The sequence below is a fragment of the Corynebacterium pilbarense genome (assembly GCF_026930265.1).
Classification (GTDB): Bacteria; Actinomycetota; Actinomycetes; order Mycobacteriales; family Mycobacteriaceae; genus Corynebacterium; species Corynebacterium pilbarense.
This window is the reverse complement of sequence record NZ_JANRML010000003.1, coordinates 181,682-205,801: the sequence shown is the minus strand read 5'-3', so window position 1 is coordinate 205,801 and position 24,120 is coordinate 181,682. Positions and strand designations below refer to the sequence as shown.

At 64.6% G+C, this 24,120-nt stretch carries 27 protein-coding genes; 8 read left to right on the top strand and 19 right to left on the bottom strand.

Going from position 1 to position 24,120, the window contains the following annotated elements:
* The 4 genes from NUW87_RS04535 to NUW87_RS04520 form a co-directional block, all read right to left on the bottom strand.
* Positions 1-551 (bottom strand): transposase (locus NUW87_RS04535; protein WP_269027416.1); only part of this gene is annotated, 551 nt, incomplete at its 3' end.
* A gap of 342 nt (positions 552-893) precedes the next feature.
* The gene (locus NUW87_RS04530; protein ID WP_269027415.1) at positions 894-1,619 is read right to left on the bottom strand and encodes a DUF998 domain-containing protein; all 726 of its coding nucleotides are present in this window, start codon (positions 1,617-1,619) and stop codon (positions 894-896) included.
* Positions 1,620-1,770: 151 nt separating this feature from the next.
* Entirely contained in the window at positions 1,771-2,118 is a 348-nt protein-coding gene (locus NUW87_RS04525) for a VOC family protein (protein ID WP_269027413.1), read from the bottom strand.
* A gap of 83 nt (positions 2,119-2,201) precedes the next feature.
* A complete protein-coding gene (locus NUW87_RS04520) occupies positions 2,202-2,561 on the bottom strand; it encodes a VOC family protein (protein WP_269027412.1) in 360 nt (119 codons plus the stop codon).
* A gap of 565 nt (positions 2,562-3,126) precedes the next feature.
* Here NUW87_RS04520 and NUW87_RS04515 point away from each other — a divergent pair.
* Together NUW87_RS04515 and NUW87_RS04510 are read left to right on the top strand one after the other, a co-directional pair.
* Positions 3,127-3,408: a type II toxin-antitoxin system RelE/ParE family toxin gene (locus NUW87_RS04515; RefSeq protein ID WP_154878769.1), complete on the top strand. Its 282-nt coding sequence runs from the start codon at positions 3,127-3,129 to the stop codon at positions 3,406-3,408.
* An 8-nt stretch (positions 3,409-3,416) separates the two neighbouring features.
* A complete protein-coding gene (locus NUW87_RS04510) occupies positions 3,417-3,722 on the top strand; it encodes a HigA family addiction module antitoxin (RefSeq protein ID WP_126857458.1) in 306 nt (101 codons plus the stop codon).
* Between the two features lie 74 nt (positions 3,723-3,796).
* Here NUW87_RS04510 and arfB read toward each other — a convergent pair whose 3' ends face one another.
* From arfB to NUW87_RS04490, 4 genes are all read right to left on the bottom strand, one after another.
* Positions 3,797-4,240 carry an alternative ribosome rescue aminoacyl-tRNA hydrolase ArfB gene (gene arfB / locus NUW87_RS04505; protein ID WP_269027406.1) on the bottom strand — a complete coding sequence of 148 codons (444 nt, stop codon included), beginning with the start codon at positions 4,238-4,240 and terminating at the stop codon, positions 3,797-3,799.
* 69 nt (positions 4,241-4,309) lie between these two features.
* On the bottom strand, positions 4,310-4,522 hold the full coding sequence (gene relB, locus NUW87_RS04500) for a type II toxin-antitoxin system RelB family antitoxin (RefSeq protein ID WP_269027404.1): 213 nt from the start codon (positions 4,520-4,522) through the stop codon (positions 4,310-4,312).
* Positions 4,523-4,551: 29 nt separating this feature from the next.
* Positions 4,552-5,874, bottom strand: a complete 1,323-nt coding sequence (locus NUW87_RS04495) for a hypothetical protein (protein ID WP_269027402.1) — start codon at positions 5,872-5,874, stop codon at positions 4,552-4,554.
* A gap of 53 nt (positions 5,875-5,927) precedes the next feature.
* The gene (locus NUW87_RS04490; protein WP_269027400.1) at positions 5,928-7,001 is read right to left on the bottom strand and encodes an FUSC family protein; all 1,074 of its coding nucleotides are present in this window, start codon (positions 6,999-7,001) and stop codon (positions 5,928-5,930) included.
* A gap of 142 nt (positions 7,002-7,143) precedes the next feature.
* On the opposite strand from NUW87_RS04490, the gene NUW87_RS11750 reads away from it, so the two are divergent.
* From NUW87_RS11750 to NUW87_RS04475, 3 genes are read left to right on the top strand one after another with little or no spacing between them, the layout of a single operon-like run.
* Positions 7,144-7,983: a CPBP family intramembrane glutamic endopeptidase gene (locus tag NUW87_RS11750; RefSeq protein WP_269027399.1), complete on the top strand. Its 840-nt coding sequence runs from the start codon at positions 7,144-7,146 to the stop codon at positions 7,981-7,983.
* Between the two features lies 1 nt (position 7,984).
* Positions 7,985-9,151, top strand: coding sequence for a chromate efflux transporter (gene chrA / locus NUW87_RS04480; protein WP_269027427.1), 1,167 nt, complete (start codon positions 7,985-7,987; stop codon positions 9,149-9,151).
* 60 nt (positions 9,152-9,211) lie between these two features.
* Complete coding sequence (locus tag NUW87_RS04475; protein WP_269027397.1) at positions 9,212-10,312, top strand: Dyp-type peroxidase; 1,101 nt, start codon at positions 9,212-9,214, stop codon at positions 10,310-10,312.
* On the opposite strand, the gene NUW87_RS04470 is transcribed toward NUW87_RS04475, so the two are convergent.
* Positions 10,295-11,326 carry a HAMP domain-containing sensor histidine kinase gene (locus NUW87_RS04470; RefSeq protein ID WP_269027395.1) on the bottom strand — a complete coding sequence of 344 codons (1,032 nt, stop codon included), beginning with the start codon at positions 11,324-11,326 and terminating at the stop codon, positions 10,295-10,297. The genes NUW87_RS04475 and NUW87_RS04470 overlap by 18 nt on opposite strands.
* Entirely contained in the window at positions 11,323-11,997 is a 675-nt protein-coding gene (locus NUW87_RS04465; protein WP_269027394.1) for a response regulator transcription factor, read from the bottom strand. The genes NUW87_RS04470 and NUW87_RS04465 overlap by 4 nt, the downstream gene beginning before the upstream one ends.
* An 88-nt stretch (positions 11,998-12,085) precedes the next feature.
* Between NUW87_RS04465 and NUW87_RS04460 the strand changes: the two genes are divergently transcribed.
* The gene (locus NUW87_RS04460; protein ID WP_269027392.1) at positions 12,086-12,925 is read left to right on the top strand and encodes a DUF418 domain-containing protein; all 840 of its coding nucleotides are present in this window, start codon (positions 12,086-12,088) and stop codon (positions 12,923-12,925) included.
* Positions 12,903-13,745: a trypsin-like serine protease gene (locus NUW87_RS04455; protein WP_269027390.1), complete on the top strand. Its 843-nt coding sequence runs from the start codon at positions 12,903-12,905 to the stop codon at positions 13,743-13,745. The genes NUW87_RS04460 and NUW87_RS04455 overlap by 23 nt, the downstream gene beginning before the upstream one ends.
* Here NUW87_RS04455 and NUW87_RS04450 read toward each other — a convergent pair.
* The 5 genes from NUW87_RS04450 to NUW87_RS04430 form a co-directional block, all read right to left on the bottom strand.
* A complete protein-coding gene (locus NUW87_RS04450) occupies positions 13,742-15,733 on the bottom strand; it encodes a bifunctional metallophosphatase/5'-nucleotidase (RefSeq protein WP_269027388.1) in 1,992 nt (663 codons plus the stop codon). The genes NUW87_RS04455 and NUW87_RS04450 overlap by 4 nt on opposite strands.
* Before the next feature lie 75 nt (positions 15,734-15,808).
* A complete protein-coding gene (locus NUW87_RS04445) occupies positions 15,809-16,351 on the bottom strand; it encodes a DUF488 domain-containing protein (protein WP_269027386.1) in 543 nt (180 codons plus the stop codon).
* A gap of 25 nt (positions 16,352-16,376) precedes the next feature.
* The gene (locus tag NUW87_RS04440; protein ID WP_269027384.1) at positions 16,377-17,909 is read right to left on the bottom strand and encodes an HNH endonuclease signature motif containing protein; all 1,533 of its coding nucleotides are present in this window, start codon (positions 17,907-17,909) and stop codon (positions 16,377-16,379) included.
* Between the two features lie 107 nt (positions 17,910-18,016).
* Complete coding sequence (locus NUW87_RS04435) at positions 18,017-18,655, bottom strand: hypothetical protein (protein ID WP_269027383.1); 639 nt, start codon at positions 18,653-18,655, stop codon at positions 18,017-18,019.
* A 37-nt stretch (positions 18,656-18,692) separates the two neighbouring features.
* Positions 18,693-19,187, bottom strand: coding sequence for a DUF1707 SHOCT-like domain-containing protein (locus NUW87_RS04430; protein WP_239219101.1), 495 nt, complete (start codon positions 19,185-19,187; stop codon positions 18,693-18,695).
* A gap of 51 nt (positions 19,188-19,238) precedes the next feature.
* On the opposite strand from NUW87_RS04430, the gene NUW87_RS04425 reads away from it, so the two are divergent.
* Positions 19,239-20,012 (top strand): MerR family transcriptional regulator, encoded by a 774-nt coding sequence (locus tag NUW87_RS04425; protein WP_269027381.1) that lies wholly within the window; start codon positions 19,239-19,241, stop codon positions 20,010-20,012.
* 15 nt (positions 20,013-20,027) lie between these two features.
* Here the strand turns inward: NUW87_RS04425 and NUW87_RS04420 are convergent, their stop codons facing one another.
* The 4 genes from NUW87_RS04420 to ku all read right to left on the bottom strand — a co-directional run bounded on the left by NUW87_RS04420 (position 20,028) and on the right by ku (position 24,102).
* Positions 20,028-20,780 (bottom strand): ABC transporter ATP-binding protein, encoded by a 753-nt coding sequence (locus NUW87_RS04420; RefSeq protein ID WP_269027380.1) that lies wholly within the window; start codon positions 20,778-20,780, stop codon positions 20,028-20,030.
* Between the two features lie 3 nt (positions 20,781-20,783).
* Positions 20,784-21,869 (bottom strand): FecCD family ABC transporter permease, encoded by a 1,086-nt coding sequence (locus tag NUW87_RS04415; RefSeq protein WP_239219095.1) that lies wholly within the window; start codon positions 21,867-21,869, stop codon positions 20,784-20,786.
* A gap of 3 nt (positions 21,870-21,872) precedes the next feature.
* Positions 21,873-23,120, bottom strand: coding sequence for an ABC transporter substrate-binding protein (locus tag NUW87_RS04410; protein ID WP_269027378.1), 1,248 nt, complete (start codon positions 23,118-23,120; stop codon positions 21,873-21,875).
* A gap of 115 nt (positions 23,121-23,235) precedes the next feature.
* The gene (gene ku, locus NUW87_RS04405) at positions 23,236-24,102 is read right to left on the bottom strand and encodes a non-homologous end joining protein Ku (protein ID WP_269027376.1); all 867 of its coding nucleotides are present in this window, start codon (positions 24,100-24,102) and stop codon (positions 23,236-23,238) included.
* Positions 24,103-24,120 lie beyond the last annotated feature (18 nt).

The following is a 24,120-nucleotide window of genomic DNA, read 5'->3' as shown; positions in this document are numbered from 1 at the left end:
TCGGCATAGTCGGCAGGCGCGTGGCCTGCCTGTGTTTTCATTGGTGCTGGCACGGAATCAACTTTGCTGTGTGCAGGTGGTTTTACCGTGCAAGCCTCCGGCGTGTCCGCGCGCTGTGACGCATCACGGTTTCCGCCCGCCTTCTCCTGGCGTGCTTGCTGCACCCAGCGATACACCGAATTCGCAGACCGGTCGAACGCCGCCGCAACCTTGTCAACCGGCTCACCAGCCAGCACCCGTGCGACCGCGTCAGCTTTCTGCTGCGGGGTGATGCGGGGCTTTTGCTGCAGTTCGGTGAGCACACCGACTTTCGCCAACCGCTGGTACAACGCCCCTGGTGACATGCCTAACGTCGCAGCCGCATCCGGTACCGACATACCTGAAGCCACCAGCGCCACCGCCTCGTTGATGAGCTGGTCGCGTGCACGTGCCAACGCCTTCTTCGGTGGGAGTGCGCCTGCTTGCTTGACCCATTCATAAACCGTGGCCTCTGCCACACCGGCCTCACGTGCAATCTCGCCGACATCATCGCCTGCAACAAGCCGCGCCACAGAAGTAGCCTTCACATCTTTCGGAGTCCAACGACCAGCCACAACAACCTCCAAGTCGAGGTGGCGCATTCACCCACTGACAACTCCCATCAACCTTCCACTTTCCATTCTTCCGGCTCAGAGTATTGAGGGGTCTGGGACCGGGTCCGTAAACCCTTTATGTTTTTCGCGCACAGCGGTTTTTAGCGACGCACCCTATAGGTTTTCCGCAGAACCTATATGTGTTTCTGTGCACCCCCATATGTTGTCTGTTTCTAGCGGTATTTCGTTGTACTTTGCGCATCGAATAGTTATTTATCGACGACACTCCGTGGAGTTTAAGTTCAACGTTTAGCCGAAAGCTCATGTCCGGTTCTCAGCGGAGGGCCCACGCATCGAGACAGCGGTGCTGTCGCATGGCCGTCGCAGAGAGGTCCGCTCCCGCACCTGAGCGGACAGCTTGTGAGCCCTCATGAGCGCAACGCCGGTCAGCGCGGTCCAGAGCGTCAGCGAGTCGAAGGAGAGCCGCTCGGCACCGCCGAGCCCAATCCAAGGCATCTCGTACCCATCCAGTGCTGCGGCGAACATGATAAAGCTTGCGACGGAGAGGATCACGACCGCGGCCGTGACCTTCCGGAATCTGCCCGGCCCGGCGGCGACGGCGATGAGCGCCATGGCGATCCACTGCGCGGCGGCTTGAAGCAGGGCGAAGCTGTCGTGGGCTGCGGGCGACACGTCCCAGGGGAGAAGGCCCACGCCGATGACCGAGGCTCCGGCGATCGCCATCAGGATGGTTCCGGCCTGGCCGGAGAGCCGAGTCCAGTATCCATGCAGGACAACCGCGCCGAGCAGGATCAGAGCCCCGGAAGCGACCATGCCGATGTTGAAGACCGCGTGTTCCGGCGAGCACACCTGACGTATCTGCTGACCGAGTTCGGAGTACTCCCCGCAGGTGGTCACACCGAGATCGCTGATGGTGTTGCGAGAGAGCGAGTAGCGATTTGGCCAGCCCAGCGCCACGAACAACTGAATCGGGAGCACCAGTGCGCTGAGCACCCAGGCCATCGCACCGACGCGGTACCGCTTCATACGGGCCTCCTCTAGCATACGATCGTACGATAGATACTAGCGGCGATTGTAGACGTGTTCAACGTGCGCAGGCAGCCGCGCCGAGCTCGTGGTGGATGCGGCGGTGCGCGTCGCGTGACTGGGATTAGTCGCCTTCGTACGATGACGATGCTCAGTGAGAATGCATTCCGACGTTGATGACGCTGCCTGATCCGTCGCGGTAGAAGAAGCGCGTGACGCCCCACTCTTCGGTCGTGAGAGGGTGCACGATCTCACGACCTGACTCGACAGTGCGACCGCAGGCGGCTTCGACATCGTTGACGAAGATTGAGGCATCGAGATTCTCGCGGGCTGTGGCATCTCTCATGAGGAGATTCAGCTGACAGCCTCTGGAATCGGCGAGTGTGACGATCCAGCCGTGATCCATGACCGCCTCGAGACCGAGGACCGCAGCGTGTTCGTCGATGCTTCTGCGGAGGCCTGCCACCGTGAGGTCGGGGACGATGCGTTCGAGCTTCACGCCTCCATGCTTCCCGCTTGAGGTGCGCCGAGCAAGAGGTTTTTTCGTTGCGGAACGTGGTGTAGTTCCGCTTCAACGTTTAGCTAGGCGTCTGGGCTGCCGACGCAGAACTCGTTGCCTTCGGGATCCTGCATAACGGTCCATACCAATCCCGGTGCCTCGTGGGTGCCGAGTTCTGTTGCGCCTAGCCTCTTCAGCCGTTCCACCAAGTCTTCGCGGTCAGCCCCACCGCCGTCGATATGCATGCGGTTCTTCCCAGGTGTGGGATCCTGCACGCGCTGAAATCCCAGAGCGGGAGTGGAATCAATCATGACGAAGTTCCCATAATCTGCGGCGATCTCGCAGCCTGTGGCAGCGGACCAGAACTCAGCGAGCTTTGATGGATCGTGACAGTCGAAAGTGATCTGGCGGATATTGAAGTCGGCGACGCTCATGGTTTCCATTATTGGTGTGCGGTAACGCGCCAGCAATGATGAGGGGTGCCGGATGACCAGTAGGCAAGGCCGTACAGGAACCATCGCCGCCGTTGTGTGCAAGGTTCACGCCAGCGGCTGGGCTGGGGGTTCAGAAATAAATCTCGCACACGTTAGACTGCGATGACACTCCGTCGAGTTTAAGTTCAACGTGTAGTTAGCTCTCGGGGCTGCCCACGCAGAACTCGTTGCCCTCCGGGTCCTGTATGACCGTCCAAATCAGTCCCGGTGCTAAAAGCCGCAATCTCGTGTCCGGGCGGGGTTAGAGCCTTCCGGCCTCATGGAGCGTTTTGTATCGCGCGGTTTTTCTCCCGCGAGAGCGTAAGAACTCGATGTCGTAGCCGTTTTCGGCTTCGGCGCACCAAGCATCAACCTGATCTTCACTGATCGGCTTTCCTTTTATGGTCTTCACGGTAGTCACCGTAATACGGAAGCGCTGTGGTTGCGTAGGGTGGGAGTGTACTTGCAGTCGAGTGAGCTAAAACTTAACGTTGTGCGTTATTGACGCATCGCGTTATGGGGGATAGGGTGAGGCATGATCCAGTCGTTCGGGAACCGAGAGACCGAGCTGGTATTCCTGCGTGAACCAGTTCCGAAACTGGATCCTCGGATCCATAAGTCGGCGAACAAGAAGCTCCACCAGCTCGACGCTGCTGTATCCCTTGACTCCCTTCGCGTACCGCCCGGGAATCGCCTAGAGGCTCTCAAGGGAGATAGGAAAGGGACGTTTAGTATCCGAGTGAATGACCAGTGGAGAATCACATTCCGCTGGAAGGGTGCAGGGCCCGAACACGTAACCATTGAGGACTACCACTAAGGAACGCCATGTCGAACAAGCTGTACCCGCCGATTCATCCTGGGGAGATTCTCTTAGAAGACTTCATTGAGGGATTCGGAATCACTCAGCACAAGCTTGCCGTGTCTATCGGGGTTCCGCCCCGCCGTATCAACGAGATTGTGCACGGCAAACGTGGAATCACGGCTGACACCGCTCTTAGGCTCGGAAAATATTTTGGGGTGGAGCCGATTTTTTGGATGAATCTGCAGAACCAATATGAGATTGAGCTGGCTGAAGATAAGGCCCTCGCCGAGATCGAGCGGATTCAGCCAGTCCAGGCTGCCTCGGCGTAGAAAGTCAGCGACCCTACACGCGTCGCGCCATATCGGGGTAGTGGGACAACCCCAACCCGAGTCTAGGGCGGGCGTTAGGGAATCTGGGGTCGCTTGCGTGTGGCTTTGAGCTCCGAGCGACGCTTCTTCGCCTCTCGACGGCGCCGCACCGAGCCCCTGGTCGGCCTTGTCTTCCGACGCGGGGGAGGTGGCGGGGCGAGCGCCTCGCGTAACAACGCGGCCAAACGCTCGCGCGCCTCGGCGCGGTTGCGTACCTGTGAGCGCTGCGTCGACGCGCTCACGGTGAGTACGGTGCCATCCAGGCGGTGTTCGAGGTTGGTAAGGGCGCGGCGGCGTTGGGCGTCGGTAAGCGATGCGCACGCGGCGATATCGAGGGAGAGCTGCACCTTGCTGTCGGTGGTGTTGACGCCCTGGCCGCCCGGCCCCGACGACTTCGCAAACCGCTCCGTCAGGTCGGCGGCGGCGATGACCACGCCGCCGGGGATCCCCGGGCCGGGTGCGATGGTCAGATCCTGCATGCCCAACACCCTACGTTTCTACGTCCTGTGTCGACCAACCCAGACCGCAGTTTTGTTGCATCGCAAGTTTCAGCGACCGAACTCCCAGTAAATCTCATCCATCGTGAACCTTTTGTCGGAGTCAAACTCGACGGCTGAGCGAAGTTCCTGCAGGTCCTGAAGATCTTCGATTCTTTCCGCGATGGCGGATCGAGCAAACTCGGAAACAGTTACGCCCTCAGCACGCGCAAGCTTCGTTACGAGCGATGCTTCTTCGCTGCTCAAACGGACTCTCAGGAACATAACTGCTACCGATCTCGTGGAGAAATCCTCTACGCCTTCTTCTCGTCTCGACGGAAACGGAAACCGCGTCGCGTCGAGCGGGATTCTGTCGCAGATTGATCTTCGTTGCCGGTCGAATCGAGCTCTTTTTGGTCCCCCCGCTCCCGTCGCGCTTCGATTTCTGCGGCCTTTGCAAGCAGCCGGTCGTCGTTCATGTCGCGAATTTTCTCAGTGGCTTTTTGCGCTTGACCCACCGCCGATTGGCGGGCGCGGTTCGCGGCATCGATGGTGTCGCCCGCTAGCGACACCACAGATTGCCGCCATCCTTGGACGTGGAGACGCTCTGCGTCCTTCACGCTCATCCGCAAGTGCTGCGCAAACGCACTAATTATGTCGTGAATTTCGTTCGCGTATGCGGTGATATGGCGAGCACGAATCGGGTTTGTCACCCAGACCTGGTTGCTCAACTTGGCTGTCTCACGGACGGCTGGATCCATCTCGAGCAGACGTCGGGTGGTCGATTCCAATCGATCCTTGCGCGCGCTGTGGATTCCCTCTCGGTGAGAATCCAGCTGGCGGGGCTCAAACTCATTCACGTGGGCGATCTCCAGGACATACATCCGATCGTGGAGGTAGATGCTCCGAGCAGCCACACCCAGCCAAAGTGGCAGATCGCCTTTCAGCCCAGCTAGGAGGGCTTCAAGTTTCTTGGAGTTGTTCTTCTGCTTCCGGAGCTGATCAATGGAGTCATCGAGTTGTTCAATGGCGTAAGACTCGATGCCGTTGAGCGCTGATCCGAGGTGGTCGACCTTCGACCAGGTAGTTGCGGAGACGCTACTGCTGCGCCGGTAAAGTTCGTCCGCTTCTTCAATCGTGTATTGGATACCCCCAAGCTGCGCTAGTGCATCAACCTTGCGCTGACGGAGGAGAGTATCGAGCTTCTCATCGATGACATCTAAATACTCCTTGATCTCATCAATTGCTGCCTCAATTGCGGCCTGAGCTGCGATGCCAGCGGCGGTCGAAGCTATGGCGGGCGAAAACTTCACCTCTTGAAACGAGGTGTGTTTGAAGAATCGACCTGGATTGTCAGCGAGTCCAAGATCGCCTCGGCGTAGGACTCCGGGAACCGGTCCAGACGACGTGCGATGCTGGAGCAGCTTCGCAGTTTCGTCCGTTGCCTTGTAATACTTGCCGGATTTGAACTGCCGGTTGGAAATCGTGCTCATCACATTGCTAGCGCGGAAAAGCACTTGCGGTGACGCAGGCGAAAACACGGGTGCAGAAGTAGCGGGAAAGCGCTCTTCCTCGCTAAGGATCAGCAGACCCTCTCCATCGGCCAGGAAAGCCAGGTCCTTGCTTGAAGTCTCCATAACCAGAAACTGTAGTCATGGCGGGCGGCAAATTCGTCGCAAAGCACCTGCGCTTATCGCCGCGGCAGCACGACCTCGGGGTACTTACGCACGTAGCCGACCGCGATGACGACGAGCGCCGCGAACGCGCCGATGACGGTCTCCGCGGTTCGGGCGAGCAGCATCGGCCAGACGGGGGAGGCCTCGACCGTCTGCACCATCAGCAGGGCGGTCGGGGTGATGAAGCTGGCGGCGATGGTGTAGTTGCGGGTTACGTACATCTCGGTGAGGTACTGCAAAATCACAATCCACACGACGATCTGCCAGCCCTGCATCGGGTGGGACACCAAAAAACCTGCCACCGCGATGCCGGTGAGGGTGCCCAGGACGCGCTCGATGGCGCGGTAGTACTGCATCTTGAACCGGGAGTTCACCAGCGGCGCGACGGCGGCGACCATGGCCCAGTAGGAGTGGGTCAGCGGGTCGAAAATAGTCACGGAGATCAGCCCCAGCACACCCGCGAGTAGCGGGGAGAAAAAGAAGCGGCTGGCTTCGACCCGCAGGCGCCTCCACGGCATCCAGCCCGCCTCGGGGGACCGGGAGGGACGCTCCGGTTCCTTCGCGTCGCCGCCTGGCCCCTCGCCGATGAGGTGGGAGATTTGGCCGAGCGCCAGGCACAGCAGCGCCGCGGTGCCGGCGATGGCGAAGGCGAGCACCGGATGGACCGGATTATTCAAGGACCCGACGGCAGCCACGGAGAAGATCACAAACACCGACCCGGTCGGCTTCATGTCCGCGGCCAGCGCGATGGTCGCCCACACAGCCGACACCAGTGAGGTGACCAGCATCAACACCCACGGGCTAAGGTCCAGCCACGCCATGGTGGCCCCCGCGGTCACCGACGTTGTCAGGGCGATACCTGCAAGGACGTGGTGCTTCAGCCGCACTTGGCGGGTCATGTGCCTGCCGTACACGCCGGTGAAGGCGCCGAAGTTCGCGTAGATGGCCAGATCCATGCGGCCGAGCGCGAGCAGGGTGAACATGGGGATGGCCACGCCGAGGGCGGTGCGGAAGGCGGGGATGTGGTCGCGCCGGGCAGGGCCCATCTCAAACAGCGGGCTGAAGTGGTGCAACCGGGAACCTCCCATACGCGATCCGTGCTCGATTGTGGTTTTCCGCGGGCAGAGTCTAGCGCGGGCGCGGCGCCGGGGCTGATCAGCCCGTGCACATATCAACAGGCGGGCATATGATGGCCCGGTTGTTGTAACCGCGAGGAGGAGTTTCGTCACAGTGCTACACGCGGGGGAGTACGCGTTCGCGTCAAGAAACCAACCCAACTACGCCTGGTGGAGGCCGCTCGCCGAAATCGTCGCGGTCGCCGTGCTTACCGTCGCGTTCGTCGCGGTGATTGGTGTTTCCCTTGAAGCCGCGGGGGTGGATACGTCGAGCGGCGCGGCGGACAAGTACTTCGGGTACGGCTCCGTGGTCGTGGAGATCCTGGCGGTGCTCCTCGCGGTCCGGTTCATCGGGCGCAGGCCGGTTGCGTCCGTGTTCACAGGGCGAACAGGAACGAAACCTTGGGTGCCGTTCGCCGCGTACGCGTTGGCGTTAGTGGTCATCGCCGCTGTCATGGGCGCGGTCGGCGTGGTCGGTTACGGCGCGTCCTGGGACCAAGTTATCGGAGATATCCGGAGCGATCTTCCGTTGGAGCTCGTCGTTATTGTGCTCGCCGCGCTTGCGGAGGAGATGGCGTTTCGCGGCGTGTTCTTCCAGGCGTTCACAGCGTGGACCAAGCACCCGACCGTGGGCGCGGTGCTCGCCGCGATCCCGTTCGTGGCGATGCACCCGCAGGCGTACGGCTCACCGGTCGCATTCGCCCATTATTTCCTTGATGCGCTGCTCTATGCGCTTTTGGTGTGGGCGTTTAACAGCATCTGGGTCGCGGTTGCGGTGCACGCGGCGTGGAACACCTTCGGCTCGGTCCAAGCCCTGGGAATCCCGAACTCGGCTGCGAGCATGGTGGCGGCATTCGCGGCTGCTGCGGCGGCTTCCGCCGTGGTGATCGCAGTGTTACCCCGCGCCGCGTCGAGTCACGCACGGACGCCTGCCCAGCGTGGCGTCGTCCGCTAGCATCGCGCTTGTGTTTGAAGTACTACGCATATTCACCCGCCTCGGCCTGACGTCGTTCGGCGGACCGACGGCGCATTTGGGGTACTTCCGGGACGAGTTCGTGGAGAAGCGAAAGTGGCTCACCGACGACGAGTACGCCGATCTGGTCGCCCTGTGCCAGTTCATGCCGGGCCCCGCGTCGAGCCAGGTCGGCATGGCAATCGGGCTCAAACGCGCGGGATACGGTGGCATGCTCGCGGCGTTTGTGGGCTTCACGCTGCCGAGCGTGGTCCTCATGGTCGCGTTCGCGCTCGGCGTGGCGCGCCTCGGCGACATTTCCGACGCCGGCTGGCTCGCGGGGCTCAAAGCGGCGGCGGTCGCGGTCGTCGCGCAGGCGGTCATGGGGATGGCAAAAAGCATCGTCACGGACCGGTTGCGCGCGGCCGTCGCGCTCGCCGCCTTCCTCATCGTGCTGCTGGTCCCGCACCCGGCGGCCCAGGTCTGCGCGATCGTTGCGGGCATGCTCGTGGCCACCTTCGCACTTTCGCCTATCGACGCCCCTTCGGCCCCCAGCCGCACCCCCGCCGCCAGCCGCACCGTCGGCGTGGGGGCGCTGGCGGTGTTCGCGGCCCTGCTCGCGCTGCTGCCGCTGGCAGGGCGCATGGGCACGAGCTGGGGCATCTTCGACAGCTTCTACCGCTCCGGCGCCCTGGTGTTCGGCGGCGGGCACGTGGTGCTGCCGCTGCTAGAGCAGGCCACGGTGTCCACCGGGATGGTGGACCACGACACCTTCCTCGCCGGCTACGGCGCCGCCCAAGCGATGCCGGGACCGCTGTTCACCTTCGCCTCCTTCCTGGGTGCCTCTGCGCAGGGCGTGCATTGGTTGTGGGGTGCGGCCCTGGCCACGGTGGCGATCTTTCTGCCGGCGGCGCTGCTGGTCGTCGGGATCATGCCGTTTTGGGACCGGCTGCGCGCCAACCCGCACGCCGCCAATGCCCTCGCTGGCGCGAACGCAGCGGTGGTGGGCATCTTGGCTGCGGCGCTGTATACCCCGGTGTTCACCTCCGGCATCCATGGAACGGCCACGATGGCGGTGGCGGCTGCAGCGTTCGTGGCGCTGCGCAACTTCAAGGTCCCGGCGTGGGCGGTGGTCATCGGCGCGGCGCTGACCGGCTGGGCGGTGCTGTAAGCGGCGACAGGACAGTCCCTGGCCCGACTAAAGCCGCGCAAGTGGGGAATGCTTAAGGCCATGACGAGTAGGAACCAGGCAGAAGTAACCCAAACTGTGATCCTCCCGCAGTCGCGGGACGCGCTGTTTATCACCCTCGGCTTCAAGGAGGGCGGCGAGCAGGCGGCGCTGGAGGTGCTTTCCAGCCTGTCCAGCCTGACTGGCGGCGTGGGTTTCCGTTACCCGGAGGCCCACCTGACCGCGGTGGCCGGCGTCGGCGCGAAGATGTGGGACCGCCTCTTCGCGCTGGAGAAGCCGGAGCACCTGCACGAGTTCGTGGAACTGACGGGCGCGAAGCACCACGCGCCGTCCACCCCGGGCGATGTGTTCTTCCACATCCGCTCCGACGAGTTCGACGTCGCCTTCGAGCTGGCGCGCCGCATCAACGCGATCGTTGAGGACGCGATCAACTACTACGACGAGGTCCACGCGTTCCAGTACCAGGATTTCCGCGACCCGCTCGGTTTCGTCGACGGCACGGAAAGCCCCCGCGGCCAGGAGGGCGTCGAGGTGGCGATCATCCGCGACGGCATCTGGAAGGGCGGCAGCTACATCGTCGAGCAGAAGTACGTGCACAACCTGAAGGACTGGAACGCTCTGCCGGTGGAGGAGCAGGAGCGGGTCATCGGCCGCACGAAGCACTCCGACATCGAGCTGGATGAGAAGGCGTCAAACAGCCACGTGGCCGTCAACCAGGTCGAGGACGAGGACGGCAACGGCCTGGAGATTGTGCGCAACAACCTCTCGTTCGGTGACGCGCTGGGCAAGCAGGGCACCTTCTTCATGAGCTACGCCCGCGACCCCCGCGTCACCGAGGTGATGATGCGGCGGATGTTCATCGGCGAGCCGGAGGGCAACTACGACTGCATCCTGGACTTCTCCGAGGCGCTGACCGGCTGCAACTTCTTCGCCCCGCCGCGGGTGTTTTTGGACCACTGCGCCGACTACGCCCACGAGCACCTGCGCTCCGAGGGCGGCGGGGAGCCGAACCAGCCGGCGATCAACCTGCCGCAGGGCAAGGCGGTCTTCCCGGACCGCGCGGACGTGCCCACCTCCCACAACGCCGAGGACGTCGAGGCGGCCAAGGCGCGCTTCGAGGCCGCGCTACGCAGGGAGCATTAGCTTTACGACGAGCCCGCCCCCGGCCCGCGGCGCCAACCCGACCGAGCCGCCGTGGGCCGTTGCTATCGCCTTGACCAGGGCCAGACCCAGCCCGTGGCCGGAACCCGAGGTGCGGCGGGCGCGGGCGAACGGTTCGGTCCAGGTGGCCACCTCCGCCGGGTCGAGCGGCTCACCGGCCGACTCCACGGTGATTTCGGCGAAGGCGCCGGCCTGCCGGAGCGCGATTGACCCGTCGGCGCCGTGGATGGCGGCGTTGCGCGCAAGGTTGTCCACCGCCTGGCGGATCAGGCTGGGGGAGGCATCGACGGTCAGCGGTGTTGCGTCCACGGGCATGCCGTGGGCGGCGCCGACCTCCCGGCACACGGCGGCCAGATTTACGGCCGCGCGGTCGCGGACCTGCACGTTAGCCAGCTGCAGCAGCGAGGACACGGTCGCGGCGTTGCGGGCGTTGACCTCGCGGATCTGGCCCAGTGCCGGGCGCAGGTCGGCGTCGTCGCCGGAAAGCGCCACGTCGGCGACGGTCTGGATGGTCGCGATGGGGGTCTTCAGCTCGTGGGAGGCGTTGGCGGCGAAGCGGCGCTGGCGCTCGACGGCGTCGGCGAGCTCGTCGAGCATCGCGTTGAGCGCTTCGGCCAGCTCGCCGACCTCGTCGCGGGGCCCGTCGTAGTCGATGCGGGCGGAAAGGTCGCCGCGGGTGACGGTGCGCGCATCGTCGGCGATCGAGCGCAGCGGGGTGATCACGAGTCCCGCCACGAACCAGCCCACCACGCCCGCAAGCGCGGTGAGCAGCGCGAGCGCCCCGAGCGAGGCCAAGAGGATGCGGCGCAGGATCTCGTCGGTGACGGGCACGGCGCCGTCGATGACCACGCCGTCGTCAGTGCCCGGAAACGACGCCATCACCGGCACCGGGGTGAGCTTCAAGTAGGCGTACACCAGACCGATCAGCGCGAGGCCGACGCCGAGGACGGTGGCCACGAACATCACTGTGATGCGGGCGCGCAGGCTCAGCCTCATCGCTCGGCCTCCGCCACGTAGTACCCGGCGCCGGTGACGGTGTGCACGATGCGCGGCTCACCCAGCTTCTTGCGCAGGTGCGACACGGTCACGCGCGGGGAGTTCGTGAACGGGTCGGCGTTTTCGTCCCAGGCCTCCGCCAGCAGGTCCTCGGCGGAGATCACCCCGCCGTCGGCATCCATGAGCACCTTCAGCACCGCGAACTCCTTCGGGCTCAGGCTCACCGGCACCTCGCCGCGGGTCACCTCGCGGCGGAACGTGTCCAAGCGCACGTCCCCGCAGCGGTACACCTCGCCGCGGGCAGGCGCGTTGCGCTTGGCCAGGGCTTTCACCCGCGCGACTAGCTCAGGCAGCTCGAACGGCTTGGCCAAGTAGTCGTCGGCGCCGAGGTCGAAGCCTTCCAAGCGGTCGTCCAGGGTCCCGCTGGCCGTCAGCATGATCACCCGTGTCGCGGGCTGGGACTCCACGATGCGGCGGCACACCACGTCGCCGTGCACCCCGGGCAGGTCCCGGTCCAGCACGACGACGTCGGGCGGCAGCTCGTCGATAAGCTTTAGCGCCTCGAACCCGTCGTAGGCGAGGCGAGTTTGCATCCCGGCGCGCGACAGGCCGGTGGCGATGGCGTCGGCGAGGAATGCCTCGTCGTCCACGATTAGCACCCGAATTGTCATGGTTGCGATCGTATGCGTCGCGATGTTGCGGAGACATAAACATCCGGGTTAACGCGGGCGCAACACCGGGGTTTCTAGCTTGAACCCCATGCAGACCAGAATCGTTGGAATCGACGCGGCCCGGGCCGTAGCGCTCGTCGCGATGATCGTCGCGCACCTCACCGTGCACGACGGGCTTACAGCGCAGGTGCTCTTCGGCTTCCCCGCGGGGCTCTTCGCGTTCCTCGCCGGGGTGTCCATGGGGCTCATGCGCGCCCGGCCGGCGCAGTTCGTGGTGCGCGGGGCGTGCCTCGTGGTGTTGCACTTCGCGCTGGTGCCGTTTTCCGGGACCATCGAGGTGGTCCTGGGCACGATCGGGGTCTGCATGATCGTGCTTGCGTGGGCGCCGAGGCTGGATTCGGCGTGGCTTGTCTGGCTCGCCGGTGCTGGAGCTTTGGGATCGGCGGCGCTTGCGCCGTCGGCCTCGCCGTACCCGCCGCTGATGTGGGCAGTGCTCATGGTCGCCGGGATCCTGTTCGCGCGCCACATGCCGCTGCGTGCCGGGGCGGTTGTCGGGTGCTTGCTGTTCGCGGCCGATGTTGCGCTGCGGTGGTGGGTGCCGTTGCCCCCGCTTCTCGACGCCACCGGCCACACCGGCAGGCTCATCGACGTGGTGGGGACCGCCGGGGCGTCGATAGGCATGTGCTCTTTGTGCTGCCTGGCGGGCCGCTGGTTGGGGTGGGCCGCGCCGCTGGGGCGGATGACGCTGACCCTGTACTGCCTGCACGTGCTGAGCGCGCAGTGGGTCGGGGTGTGGGTGAGCCTCGCCGGCGCCGCAGTGATCGCGTACGGCTGGCTCGCCGTGTTCCGGCGCGGGCCGATGGAAAGTATTGTTCGCCGCCTCGTGGCGGTGATTGGAAAGGAAAATGATGAAAAAGTTGGCCTTTAGTGTTGCAGTTGGTCTCGCTTTGGCGGCGCAGCCCGCGTGGGCGATGGAATCCGAGCAGTTCGCCGGCGACGCGGCTGAGGCGCAGCCGGTGGTCTCGGTGCGCGTGGACGACTCCGACCCCGACGACGGCGTGTGCACCGGCACCGCCATCGACCCGCACTGGGTGATCACCGCCCGCCACTGCGTCGAGGCGGCCGCCAAGCCGGGCGGCTCGGTGCGCACCGGGCAGGGCGACAACCAGAAGGTGTTCCAGGTGGACCGCCACGAGGTGGCCCCCCGCGGCGATATCGCGCTTTTGCACACCACCGAAGACATGGGACTTTCCTCCTACGCCTCGGTGGCCGGGGAGGTGCCGAGCGGGGATGTGAACATCTACGGCTGGTCCTCCGACGGCTCCGGTGGCTCCACCACACTGCCCGCCGCGGAGGCCACGGTGCGCGGGGAATCGCCGCTGGCGCTTTTCGACGCCCCGACCGCCCTCGACGTCGCCTTAAAGAACGGCGCGCGGATCCAGCCGGGCGACTCCGGCGGCGCCATCTTCGCCGACGGCAAGGTCGCCGGCGTGATGTCGGCCGGCCTGTTCGAGGACCCGGAAAACCCCACCGAGGAGGAGATGAACTCCAACGCGGCGGTGGCGGTGGCGCCGGTTGCGGAGCAGGCCGAGTGGATCCGCGGTGTGGTCGGTGGTGATGCTTCGGATTCGGCGTCGAGCGAATCCTCTGAGCCCTCCGCCTCCCTGCGCTACGTGGTCCTCGGCCTGGGCGCGCTGGCGCTGGTGGCGGGCGGTTTGTTCATGGCCACCCGCCGCAAGGGGGGCTAACGCTTAGCGACGGGCCCCAGCACCCGATCCACCGCGAACGGGAACAACAGGGCAACCAGGTTGGCCAGGCCGAAGGCGCCGGCGATGGCCACCGGGATGATCCAGCCGAGGTCGCCGGAGCTCGAGTCGCCGGTGTTCGGCTGGTTCGGCTCTGCGGGCTTGTTCGGCTCGGGCTTGTTCGGCTCGGGCTTGGCCTGGTCCGCGGCGGCCGCGACCTCGACCGGGACGGTGACCTCGGTGCCGGCGTCGGTGGTGATGCGCAGCTCCTGGGTGCCCGACATGCCCGCCGGGACCGTGAGTTTCACGGTGGCGGTGCCGTACTCGTTGGGGGTCATGTCGGCGTTGTTGGGGGAGATGGTGGCGGAACCGGAGGCGTCGCCAAGCGTTGCGGTGGCGGTGGTGGCGGTCTCGCCTTGGTCGAAGAGCAGCGAGCTGAGCTCGATGGTTGCTTCCTTGCCCGCGGTGAGCGGGGCGGGGAGGTGGACGCCCACGTTGGACTGGCCGGTGCGCTGCTGCTGGCCTCCGCTGAGTGCCTCGACCAGGGCGTTGAGGTCCACGTAGCCGAGGTTCGCGGGCTCGGTGCCCTTGGTGAAGGCCTTGAAATTATCGCCGCCGGCGAGCAGGAAGGTCGAGCCGGCCACCACGTAGGTCTTCTCCGGGTCGATCGGGGCGCCGTCGACGGTGACGGAGGTGATCTTGGAACCGACTGGCGCGGCCGGGTCGTAGGAGTAGGAGACGTTGTCGGAGATGCCCAGCGGGAACATGGGGCGGTCCGGGTCGTCGCGCCACTGCTCCTCCAGCGCGGCGACCACATCGGAGCCCTTCAGCTCGACGTAGGTGTTCTCGCCGCCGAACGGCTGGACGGAAAACGCCTGCTCGTAGGTGACGTCGCCGGCTTCGATCTCGGCGCGGACGCCGCCCGCGTTCATCACGCCGATGTCGGCGGTGACCGAGGAGTTGTTGGTCACGCCCTGCCGGGTGGCCTCGGCGATGAAGTTGTTGAGCTGAGACTCTTTGTCGCCCGCCTTGTACAGGTCCTCGTCCGTGTGCCCGATGACCTTCTTGCCCTCGGTGCCGGCCTTCGCCAGCGCGTCCTTGACCACGGCGTCGATTTCGGGCTGCGGGGTGTCGCAGGCGCGGATCGTGTCGGCGTCGAGAAGCTCGGCGTTTTTCACGGTCAACTTCTTGGCGGCGCGGTCGAAGCTCAGGTCCACGTTGGCAAGGTTGGTGCCGTAGGAGCCAGCCTGGATTAGCAGCGGCTTCTCGCCGGAGGGCTCGATTGATTGGTGCGAGTGGCCGAGGAACGCAACGTCGACGGCGTCCGAGAACTCGTCGGCCTTGATGCCGCCCTCGTGCACGAGCGCGATGACCACGTCGGCCTCGCCGCTATCTTTTAGCTGCTCGGCGAGCTCGTTCGTGGTTGCGACCGGGTCGTTCCAGGTGATGCCCTCGATGGACTTCGGGTTGACCAGGTTTGGCATGTCGTCGGTGATGGTGCCCACGAAGGCCACCTTCGCGCCGTCGAGGTCCTTGATCACGTAGTCCTTCGTGTTCTTCACGGTCTCGGCGTTGGCGGCGAGGAAGTCGAAGTCGGAGGCAGCGGTGACGCGGTTTGAGAAGTCGTCGGCGCCCTCGTCGAGCTCGTGGTTGCCCAGCGCGGAGACCTGCAGGTTCATCAGGTTGAGGATCTCCAGGGTGGGGGCGTCGTCCAGCAGCTTCGATGCGAAGGGGGAGGCGCCGATGTTGTCGCCGGCGGAGGTGAAGACGTGGGTTTTGCCCTCGGCGGCCTTGTCCACGGCGCACTTGAGGTGGGCGGCGCCCGGGACGAACTTCGTCTCTTCCCAGTAGCCGTGGAAATCGGTGACGTTGGAGATGGTGAATTCGGAGGTCTCCGCCGCCATCGCCGCCGGGGCGAAGGGGGTGAAGGTGGCGGCGAGGGCGGCGGCGGTGGTCGCGGAGATCAGCTGGATGCGGAAGCGGGCGGACACGAGGGGCCTTTCTTTTGAAGCGGGTTGCGTGTGTGAGAGCAACCTTAGAAAGGCTGTTTTGCGGTGAGGTTTCGCTCAGGTGAATTCTGGGTAGCGAACGAGGAGGTCGTCGCCAACGACGGCGCCGTCGTTCAAGGTTGCCTCGCTTATCGACGCCCCCTCCGCCGTCGCCCCCATAATGTGGCCCACCTCGTCCCCGTGGGCGATGAGGTGGTCGGCGATGATGCGGCGGTGGCAGCGCCACCACACTGCCTCGGAGCACATCACCGCGGTGGGGGTTTCGGCGGCGTGGTCGCGGAGTTCGGCGAGGGCGCGCGCGAACTCGTCGCCGAGGGCGTGGTCGGCGTAGTTGTGGAAGCTGCGGTTGCGCCAGTTGCCGTTGACCTCGAAGGGGACGGTGCGCGAGACATTGCGGCGGCCGGTGAGGCCTTCGCTGCGGCTGTAGGCGATGCCGCGGGTGGGCAGGTGCGCGGCGAGGTAGTCGTCGTTGAACCACGGGTACTTTCGTGAGCCGGGGAGTTTGCGCACGTCAACGACGGACTCCACCCCGGCGGCAGAAAGCATCGCGGTGAAGTCGTCGAAGTCCAGGTTGGAGTGGCCCACGGTGTAAATGCGCATACGGATAACGCTACGCGCGGGGGAGTCACACCCGCATCGGGGTCCAGGTGTCTTTCATCGGCGGGTGGCCGGGCGGGTAAAACGCCGGGTCGCGACCAGTGTGTTTGGCGCATTCGCACCGGCCCTTCGCCGCATAGATCCTGCTCACCGCCGAATGTTTCGCCGGGACCGATTGGTTGAATTTCAACGGGTCGCCGGGGCGCCGTCGGAACCCTGACCTGCCCGTATTCGGGTCGAAATCCATGTATCCCTTGTTAAAGGAGCCGTCTCTGTGGTCGTTGTTGCACCTGTGGTGCTCGCGGCACAGCCCGGTGAGGTTTTCAATGTCGGTGTTTCCACCCTTGATCCACGCGAGGATGTGGTGGGCCTCGCACTCCGACATGGCCGCGGTGCAGCCGAGCCAGGAGCAGACCCCTTGCACCGCGAACATGGCGATGCGCTGGGCCACCGACGCCAGCCGGCTGGTGCGCCCCATCCACAGCGGCACGGAGCTGACCCCGTCGACCTGCAGCAGGAAGTCGGTTGTGCCGTCCATGCCGAGGCGCACGAGGTCGAAGCAGTCCACCTCGATGCCGGTGTTGGTGTCGAAGAGCATCGCGGCGTCGCCGTCCGCGAGGTCGTCCAGCGTCAGCGCAAGCACCACGGACGCGGCGCCGTCATTCGACTTTTGGCACTTCTCCTCGTACTGCTCAAAGATGGCGAAGAACTGATCGAATCGGCGTTGCTCCGGTGTGCGCGAATCCGCCTCGCCCTGCAGTTCCTCCGGCAGGTTCGAGTTCGGTGCCAGCCCCTTGTCCATCTGCGCCTTCATCAGCGCCGCGTGGCCGGCGGTGGCGTTGATGTGGATGTCCACCATGCCGTCTGCCTTGCGACGGCCAAAGGTGGCACTCCTCTTTTCAAACCCGGCGTTCGGGTTGGAGTGGGGCGCGTGCTTCCGGTTCGCCGCGTTCACCGCCTTGCGCACGAACAAGCGCAGGTCCTCGGGGCTGCGGTGCAGGGCCTCCTCCATTGCCTCAGAATGAATGCGGGTGCGCTCGCAGGCCGCGGCCTTGAGCAGCTTGTCCAGCTCGCGGCGGATAATGTCCTGCTTTTCCGCGCTGACCTTCGACGAGTTCTCGCGCGCTTTCTTCTGGCGAGCGCGTTCCTCCTCGGCGGCAGCCTCCGCGGCGGCCTGGGCTTCGGCCTCGGCATCCTCCCCGGTCATGTCGAACAGGTCCTCCACGTCCTCGGGCGGGGGAGGAGTGGGCTCCGGTGGCGCGCCGTACAGCAACCGGCCGCGCTCGAGGCGGTTGTAGGCCTCGCCCTTGGACAGGTCCAGGCACTGCTGCAGGTAGGCGTTCGGGTAGTTGGCTCCGACGACACGTCCGGCATCGTCCCGGTCGGCGATGAAGGCGAATGCTGCGTCGATAGTTGCCTTCTTTTTAAACTGCTCCTCCAGGCGCTCCATGTCGTGCCGGACGTCCTCAAATGCGAGGGCGGAGGGGTCCTCGAACAACGTGCTAAGTGTGTGCAGCGCTGAAGAAATCTCGTCGACGCACCGGGTGATCTCGCTGGTCATGGCCCCTCCTTCCTGCCGGGAGTGCGGTTGTTTGAAAGTGATGAACTCAATCTAACAACGCGCCCGACACGGCCATTCGAAAATAGAACAACCGTTCGACAGAGGGATTAATTTAGCACTTCAATGCCCACTTCGGCGTTGTCGTTGAGCATGAGCTGGCTGCCGAAGGGCAGGCTCGCGTCAGACCTGTACGAGAACTGGTTAGGCGGAACCCGCAGCCGCACCCGCTTTCCTACGTATTCGTCCCAGCCGTTGGTGTGATCTGAGGTTCCGAAATCCCAGTGCTGCACGGATCCGAGTTGAGCGAAGGGGCTTTCTTGGGCGACCTGGCTTCCCGCCTTAATTGCCGTGATGTTGACAGGGGAGTCGAAGACCAGCACGTAATACACGTTGTCCGGGTCTTCGTTGTTCGGAGCGGGGCGGCCTTTCCGGGCCTGCTCCGTCGACCATGCGTCCACGTTGCCGGTGACGAGCAGGTCACCGTTCGAGTCGACGACTACCGGTGCGTCTTCCGCGGGGCTATCGGCAGGTGCATCTTCTTCGGCTGGTGCTTCGGGCGCGGCCTCAGAAGCCTCGACTGGTGCCGAATCCTCGCCCGCTTCAGGCTCCACAACCTCACCCGAATCCGGGTCGACCCACTGCGTGGATGTGACCACCACGGTCTCGGGCTCGCCACCTCCGGCGCAACCCGAAACCACCCCAACAGAACTAGCTACAACAAGCGCGAACGCACGACGAAAACCCATGTGCCCACTTTAACCGGCGGGAGCGGGAAACTCTCGGCTATTTCCCAAGCTCCTTGCGGCGCTCGGCGGCGAGTTTCAGCCGCTCGGCGCGATCGGAACGCTCCTTCTCTAGCAGTTCCTCGAGGATCTCGTCTTCCTCGTCGGAGATGTCGAAGACGGCGTACCAAGCGACCGCGAGTATGCCCATCACCGGCCACACCACCCAGGCGTAGTCCAGATCCAGCCCAATCTGCAGCACGAAATAGACCGCCAAACCGCCGATGAGGGTGGTGTAGATCGCGGTGTCCATCTTTCGTTTCGCTGCGAGTTTCTCATCCAGCTCGACCTCGGACGGCGTCTGTTTCTCCAAAGCGACCGGTTCGGCCGGGAGGTCGTCGAAAAGCATTGAAAGCTCCCCGCGCGTGCGCGCAACCGCAGCTTGACCTGTGCGTTCTTCGAACTCTCCTACATCAAGGTAACCGTCTGCGAACAGCGTGCCCAGCCGGTCCAGCGCGTCCGAACGCTCGGCGTCGCCCACGCGGATTTCGTCCATTATCGCTCCCAACTTGCACTTGCCCCTGCGGCAAGCTGTTCAATCGCAACCATGGCAGATGGTATCGAATACACAATCGGCGAGGCCGCGGAGGCCCTCGGCGTTTCCACCAAGGCGCTGCGCCACTGGGAGGCGTTCGGCCTCATCGCACCCGCGCGCACATGGGCCGACCACCGCGTTTACAGCGAGGCGGACCTCGAGCGCGGCGCGGCCATCGCCCTCTACCGCGGCGTTGGCGTGCCGCTTGCGCAGATCGCGCAGCTTCTCGACGCCTCCGGAGCCGCCCTCACCCGCGCCCTCAAGCACCACCGGGAAGCACTCGCTTCTCGACGGCGCACGCTCGACGCCCAACTCACATCTGTCCAGCACCTCATCGACAACGCAACGAAAGGATCTATCGACATGGACGCAATGAAGAAGTACCTCGGCGAGGATATGCCCGCCTACCAGGAAGAAGCCGAACAGCGTTGGGGAGATACCCCGGAGTGGACGCAGTCCCAGGAAAAGCTCGCTCAAATGGGTGCAGGCGACTTCAAGCGCCTGCAGGAAGAACAGGACGCGCTCGCCGCGGACCTGGTCGAAGCCCGCGACGCCGGCGTAGCGCCAGGCTCCGAAGAAGCCGCAGCCCTGGTGGAGCGCCATCGCGCCAGCATCGCCCAGTGGTATGACGTGACCCCGGCGCGCCAGCTCATCCTCGCGCGCATGTACGTGGGCGACCCCCGCTTCCACGAGGCGTACGGCGGCGCGCAGGATTACCTGCTCGAGCTGGTCACAGCCCACGCGGCGGCCGAAGGCGTGGATGTGGACAACCCGCAATGGGGCTAACCACGCCCCACGTGCCTACACGGGGCAGACCACGGGCACACCGGCGTCGTCTAGGACGCGGGCGCGGAAGCCGTACACGTCTTCGAGCAGGTCGGGAGTGAGCACCGCATGGGGTGTGTCTTGGCCGACGAGGCGGCCGGACTTGAGCACGAGCAGCTCGTCGCAGTAGCGAGCGGCGAGGTTCAGGTCGTGGATGGCCACCAGCGCCACCCGGTCGGTTCCGCAGACCTCGTCGCAGATGAGCTGGAGCAGTTCGACTTGGTGGCGTAGGTCGAGGGCGGACGTGGGTTCGTCGAGAAGCATGACGCTCGGCTCGCGCACCAGCATCTGCGCGACAGCGACGAGCTGGCGCTGACCACCCGACATGTCCGAGACCAGCCGGTCGGACAGATGCGTGATACCCAAACGGTGCATGACGTCGGCGGTGCGCTCCAGCGGGTCCCACCCGTCGACGCCGCGGCGGCGGGCGGAGACCATGACCGATTCGAACGCGGTCAGCGTGGCGCTGCTCAACAGGTCCTGCGGCACGTAGCCGATCGCTTCCACGCGGTCCCTGCCGGTGAGCTCCGCGCCGTCCTTACTGATGGTCACCGACCCCGCCGTCGGCTTTTTAATCCCGGCGATGGCTTTCACCAGCGTCGACTTGCCGGCGGCATTGGGGCCGATCAGACCGACGACCGTCCCGCCCTCGAGCGGGCCGAACGACAACGAGTGCACGATGGTGGACCGTCCGTAGGAAACGGAGAGGTTCTGCGCGCTAACGGTCATGGTCTACGCCCCCTTCCGGCGGGCACGGGTGAAGATGAGGAACACGAAAAACGGCACGCCGACCAGCGAGGTGATGATGCCGATCGGGATGGCCAGGCCGGGGATGATAGACAGCGACACGGCATAGGCCAAGCTCAGCAGCATCGCGCCCGCAGCGGCCGCGGCGGGGAGGAAAAACTTCTGGTCCTCGCCCACGAGCATGCGCGCCACGTGGGGCCCGACGAGCCCGATGAACCCGATGATGCCGGTGAACGCCACAGACGCGGCCGCCAAAAACGATGCGACGAGCAGGGTGGCAAGGCGCAGGCGTTTGACGTCGATGCCGAGGGCGGCGGCGCGGTCGTCGCCAAGCCGCAGCGCGGTCAGGCGCCACGCGTTGGCCACGCAGAACGGGATCGCCGCGGCGAGGACGACCGCGAGGATGATGTTCGCTGTCCAGTTTGCGCGCTGCATCGACCCCATAGTCCAGAAAACGATCTGCTGTAGCGCCTCAACGTTGGCGCCGTACTGCAACAGCGACAGCAAAGCCTGGAAGAAGAAGGACAGCGCGATGCCGAGCAGGATCATCGACTCGGCCGTGGCGCCGCGCCACACAGAAGCGCCCGCCACAATCGCTACGGCGATCAGCGCCGCCAGCGCAGCGGTGGCGGCGAGGTTGAACTGCGGGTTGGCCGCCAGCGACCAGCCCATCACGATGGACAGCGCGGCGCCGAACGCCGCTGCGGCCGAGATACCGAGGGTGAACGGCTCCGCCAGCGGGTTATCCAAAATCGTCTGCATCTGCCCGCCCGCTAGCCCCAGCGCGGCACCGCACAGCACCGCCATCACCGCGGCTGGCAGGCGCAGCGTGCGAATCACCACCAGGGTCTGCTCGTCCACCCGCTCCGGGTGGAACACCGCGTTAAATACGTCGGCCACGGCGATGTCGATCGGGCCGACCACAACGGCGAACAGGAAACTCACCACTACCGCGACCAGCAGACCAGTAATGGCGAAGGACTTCTTCCGCCCGCGCTTGAGGTAGCTATCAATCGCGGCCCGGCGGGCGTCCTCGGCCACGTCGGGTTTTGCGGGCACGTGCGTGGTCATGCCCTACATCGCCTCCGGGTGCGCGGGGTCGACGAAGAACACGCCGCTGTAATCGAACGGCAGCCACTCCTTGTGGAAGTCCTTGAAGTCCTGCGCCGGGTCCAGGTCCGCGAACTCCTCCGGGTGCAGCCACTTCGCAAACGCCTCGAGGGCGAACACGTTGAAGGGGTTGTCGTAGAACTGGTGGTAGATGGCGAAGTAGTTGCCTTCCTTTGGTGCGTCGAGAAGCTCCATGCCCGGCTGCTGCAGCGGGCCCTCGCACGTTTCGAGCACGAGGTCGGGGTTGGACTGGTAGCCCAGCTCGACGTGGCGGAAGGTGTCCGCCTTGTTCGGGTCGCGCGCCCACTCGCCGCCGGTGACGATGAGCTTGTCGGGATTGAGCTCGACCAGCTTCTCCGGGGTGAGTGTCTTCGTCTCTGGGCCGAGCACCTCGGGGCCCAAGTTGTGTCCGCCAGCTGCGGTGATCAGCGTGCCCAGGTGCACATCCCCGGCGACGGCGCAGCAATCGCTGAACCCGGCGGCAGTCCACAGCAGCACATCCGGCTTATCGACGATCTTCGCCGCCCGGTCAGTGATCTCCTTGACCTTGGCCTGGTAGAACTCGTTGTACTTCTGCGCACGCTCGCTCTGGCCGAGCAGGTCGCCCAGCAGCTGCATGGACACCGTGGTGTTTTCCAGCGGCTTCTGGCGGAAATCGATGAACGCGTAGGTGATGCCCGCCGCGTCCAAATCGGAGATGAAGCCGCTTTCTTCCACGGACTTCTTCTGGTCCAGCGTCATGATCACCACGTCCGGCTTCTGCGCTAGCAGGTTCTCAACGGTGACGTCGCCCTTGTGGATCATGCCGATCTCCGGCATGTCCTTCGCCTCCGGCTGCATCTCGAAGAGCTTCTCGCGGAATGCCCCGGCCGCCTTTTCCAAGTCCTGGCCATAGGCGACAACATTGTCCAGCGGATTGTCCTGTAGCAGGGCAGTGGCGTACGCCGCGCGGCCTTCCGCCAGCACGATGCGCTCCGGCAGTTCGTCGAACTGGAGCGTGCGGCCCGCGGCGTCGGTGACAGTGACCGCGCCCTCAGTGGATCGGGTCTGAGTTGTCGCGGAGGCGCCGTTCGTGCCTGTGCTGACTGCGGTGCTGATATCGCCGACTTCGTTGCTGGCGGTGGGGGCTGTCTCGGCGCCCGTGCAGGCGACCAGTCCGCAGACGGTGACAAGTGAGACGGCGAGGGTGCTGATCCGGTGTGAACGTTTCACCACGTTTCCCTTCGTTAGGTGATGTTAGCCTAAGCTAAGTTGCAGGAACTATGGAGACACTAAGGTAAGCCTAAGCTGAGTGTCAACTGTTGTGGGGGGAGGAGGGGGCGTGGACTTAAGCGCTCTTCCCCTTCTTCGTGGACTTCTTCCCGGAACCGGAAGACCGCTTATCCAGCGACGCCTTCAGCGCGGCCATGAGATCCACCACGTTGTCATCGTCGTCACCCGAGCCATCCGAGTCATCCGAGCCCTCCGCGCCATCAGCGCCGAACGTGGCCTCGGTGTCCAGGGTCTCGCCCTCCTCGAACTTGGCGTCGATGAGTTTGCGCAGCTCCGCCTGGTAGTCGTCCTCGAATTCCTCGGGGGTGAAGTCGGAGGCGTAAGACTCCACCAGCTGCTTGGACAGCTTCAGCTCCTTCTCGCCGATTTTCGCCCGGGATTTCGTGCCTTTGAATTCGTCGTCGAAGTCGAGCTCGCGTACCTCGTCGGCCCACATCAGCCCCTGCAGCACAATGACCTTGTTCACTACCCGCAGCACGCCCAACCTGGTCTTTTGTCGCAGGGCGAAGCGCACTACGGCGATCAAATCCGAATCCAGCAAGGTCTGCCGCAGCAGCAGGTACGACTTCGGCGTCTTGCCCTCGGGCGCCAGGTAGTAGGACTTCTCCAGCATCAACGGGTCGATCTGGTCCGCGGGCACAAACTGCACGACTTCGATCTCGTCGTTGTCGGCTTCGGGCAGGGAGTCGAAGTCCTCGTCGGTGATCACGACGGTGTCGCCGTCTTCCTCAAACGCTTTGTCGATGTGCTTGTACTCCACCTTCTCGCCGCAGACCTCGCAGCGCCGCTCGTAGCGGATGCGCCCGCCGTCTTTGTCGTGGACTTGGTGGAATGACAAATCGTGGTCCTCGGTCGCCCCGTAGGCCTTGACGGGGACGTTGACAAGGCCGAATGTGACGGAACCGGTCCAAACTGCGCGCATGCGCTTCACTCTACGCAC